The organism is Ochrobactrum sp. AN78 (assembly GCF_029909885.1).
Taxonomy (GTDB): domain Bacteria; phylum Pseudomonadota; class Alphaproteobacteria; order Rhizobiales; family Rhizobiaceae; genus Brucella; species Brucella quorumnocens.
Genome location: NZ_JASAMU010000035.1, coordinates 1 through 2390 on the forward strand (window position 1 = coordinate 1; position 2390 = coordinate 2390).

Genomic DNA, 2390 nt, shown 5'->3' on the forward strand with positions numbered 1-2390 from the left:
GACAACAAATATGCGCTTTACGGCGAAGGCTCGGTCAATACAGGCTTAACCCATTTTGCCGACAGCTACAGCCTCAAGGCCAATGCAGGCTTCAAGGTGACATGGTAACACCGACCCCTTGTGGACCGGTCTGAACGGCTTTGCCCGGAAACAACACATCCGGGCAAAGAAACGGGAAGTCGTGGGGCAACCCGCAACAGCGCGGCGCTTGCACATTTAATGATCTGATCTGACCCGGGGATCTGCGGGATTGTCAGCAAGCGGCTTTGGGTCGGGTCAGCTCTTGAGCAGCATGTTGGCGCAATGTGTCTGACGGGGTTTTTAAACACGGGTGCACAAGCTCAGTGCCGCCCTTGTCGGGGAGTTCCCTCAGCCATCAGTAACGAAAACTATAATTTGCTGATTTAACTCGCATTTTCTAGCAGTGCCGGCCAGAGGCAATATTTGTTAACGATGCGATGAATTTGAAATTTGTGGCAACACATTCACCACTATTTTACAAAGAAGATTGCACATGTCTGAAACATTCATCAAAAGAATTGCTTGTATCGTCACCGCGCTTTTTCCAACACTTTGGGGCGTGTTCAGTTTTTTCAACAATGTTTCTGATTTCAAAGGTACAGTCGAAAATGCTGTCGCACCTTTGCTTTCAATGCAAGATACCTACGGGATTTCCGGGGAGACCTGGCGCGCGATTACCGTCGGCTGGGCGCCCTATATAGGACTAAGTGTCATCACAGCGCTGGAAACGACCGCCGGACTTCTGGCACTGGTCGGTGTGATGAAAATGATTTTCAACCTCTGTGGCGATTACGCTGCCTTTTCCAAAGGCAAGGCATGGGCCATGGCGGGCGCGCTCGCCGCAATTTCGGTCTGGGGCCTGGGCTTCATGGTCGTTGCAGGCGACTGGTTCATGGCCTGGCAAGCGAAAACCAACCCGCTCGCTACCCAGTTAGGCGCCATGATCTACACGCTCCCCTGCTTCCTGACACTTATATTTCTCGCACTTCATCACGAACGAGCCTGATCGTACCCGTTCCCAGCAAATTCGGTGAGTTGCGTCGTCCATCCAGACATTTCCTCAGGAACATACGGCGCTCTGCCTCCATCGGCTGATTGGGCATTCGTCACTGGATGCTGGCAAAGATTATTAGAGGTTCCATGAATAGCCGTTGCACTTTTTATCGCCGCAAGAACTATTTGCTGGCTTGTTCTGTCTCGATCGCCGTATTGAGCTGCGTCGCTGCCGTCGTGCCGGCACGGGCGGATGGACACATCAGTTCCGCCGGCTCTGTAGCACCGAAGCCGAACAATGACAGCTGGACCTGGGCAAACACCGCAATGATCGCCAATGGCGCCGGCACCACCGGCGAAGTTGACATGTCTGGCGGCGCAACCGCCGGCGGTGACTCCTTGCAAATCGGTAACGGAGATGGGGCAACAGGCAAGCTGCAGATTGACGGAAACAATTCCCATCTGAGCACGACAGGAACGCTTTCGGTCGGGAACGATGGTGCGAGTGTCGGTACGCTTTCAATCACCGGCGGTGCCCGAGTTGATGCCAATAGCAGAAATACGGCCGTCTCGATCGGGCATGAGAAAAAGTCAACGGGCCATGTGTTTGTCGACGGCAGCGGATCAACACTGGCCTCTAATGCGGCTATAACGATTGCCTACCAGGGCAAAGGCGATCTCACGATTGCCAATGGCGGCCATGTCAGCGGCACAAAATTAAAACTCGCCGATCAGCCATCGGCCACGGGAGTCGTGACTATCTCCGGGACAGGTTCCTCCTGGAGTGGAACGGACGGTGTCTTTGTCGGCGTGAAGGGCAGTGGTGAGCTCAATCTTTTCGACGGTGGTGCCATCAATGATCGCTCATTGCAGATCGCTTATCATCCAGGCGCAAGCGGCACGGTTAATATCGGTGGCGGTCAGAACGACGCGGCGAAGGCTGCAGGGGTCGTCAATGTCGATGTGATCCAGTTTAACGGTCTGGGCGGGGGAAGTAACGGTGTTCTCAACTTCAACACCACCGATGGTGTCGCGATCAATGCCGCAATTTTTGGTGTAGGAACCATCAATCAGATCGCGGGTACCACCATACTCAACGGCGACACCCGTGGTTTCTCGGGCGACATCAATGTCTCAGGCGGGCAATTGCAATATGGCAGTGGCGGGACCGGCACCAGCCAATCCTACAACATCAACGATAATAGCCAGGTTTCATTCGACTACGCAAATAGCGTTGTCTTCTCGGGGCAGATTTCCGGCACCGGTGAAGTGATCCAGAAAGGCACCGGCACGACGACGCTGAGCGGTCATAACAGCTATTCTGGTGGGACGATTATCGAGAATGGCGTTCTTCAGGTTGGCTCTGACGATGCGCT

2 protein-coding genes are annotated in these 2390 nt (G+C 54.1%); both read left to right on the top strand.

All coding sequences use genetic code 11. The features are described 5' to 3' along the window. Window positions 1-514: 514 nt before the first annotated feature. A complete protein-coding gene (locus QBD00_RS23550) occupies window positions 515-1027 on the top strand; it encodes a DUF2165 family protein (RefSeq protein ID WP_318580704.1) in 513 nt (170 codons plus the stop codon). A 134-nt stretch (window positions 1028-1161) separates the two neighbouring features. Then, a partial coding sequence (locus tag QBD00_RS23555) for an autotransporter-associated beta strand repeat-containing protein (protein WP_318580705.1) occupies window positions 1162-2390 on the top strand: 1229 nt, incomplete at its 3' end.

Excerpts from the sequence above, each read along its gene's own strand:
- QBD00_RS23550 (WP_318580704.1), top strand. The coding sequence starts at position 515 with ATGTCTGAAACATTCATCAAAAGAATTGCTTGTATCGTCACCGCGCTT.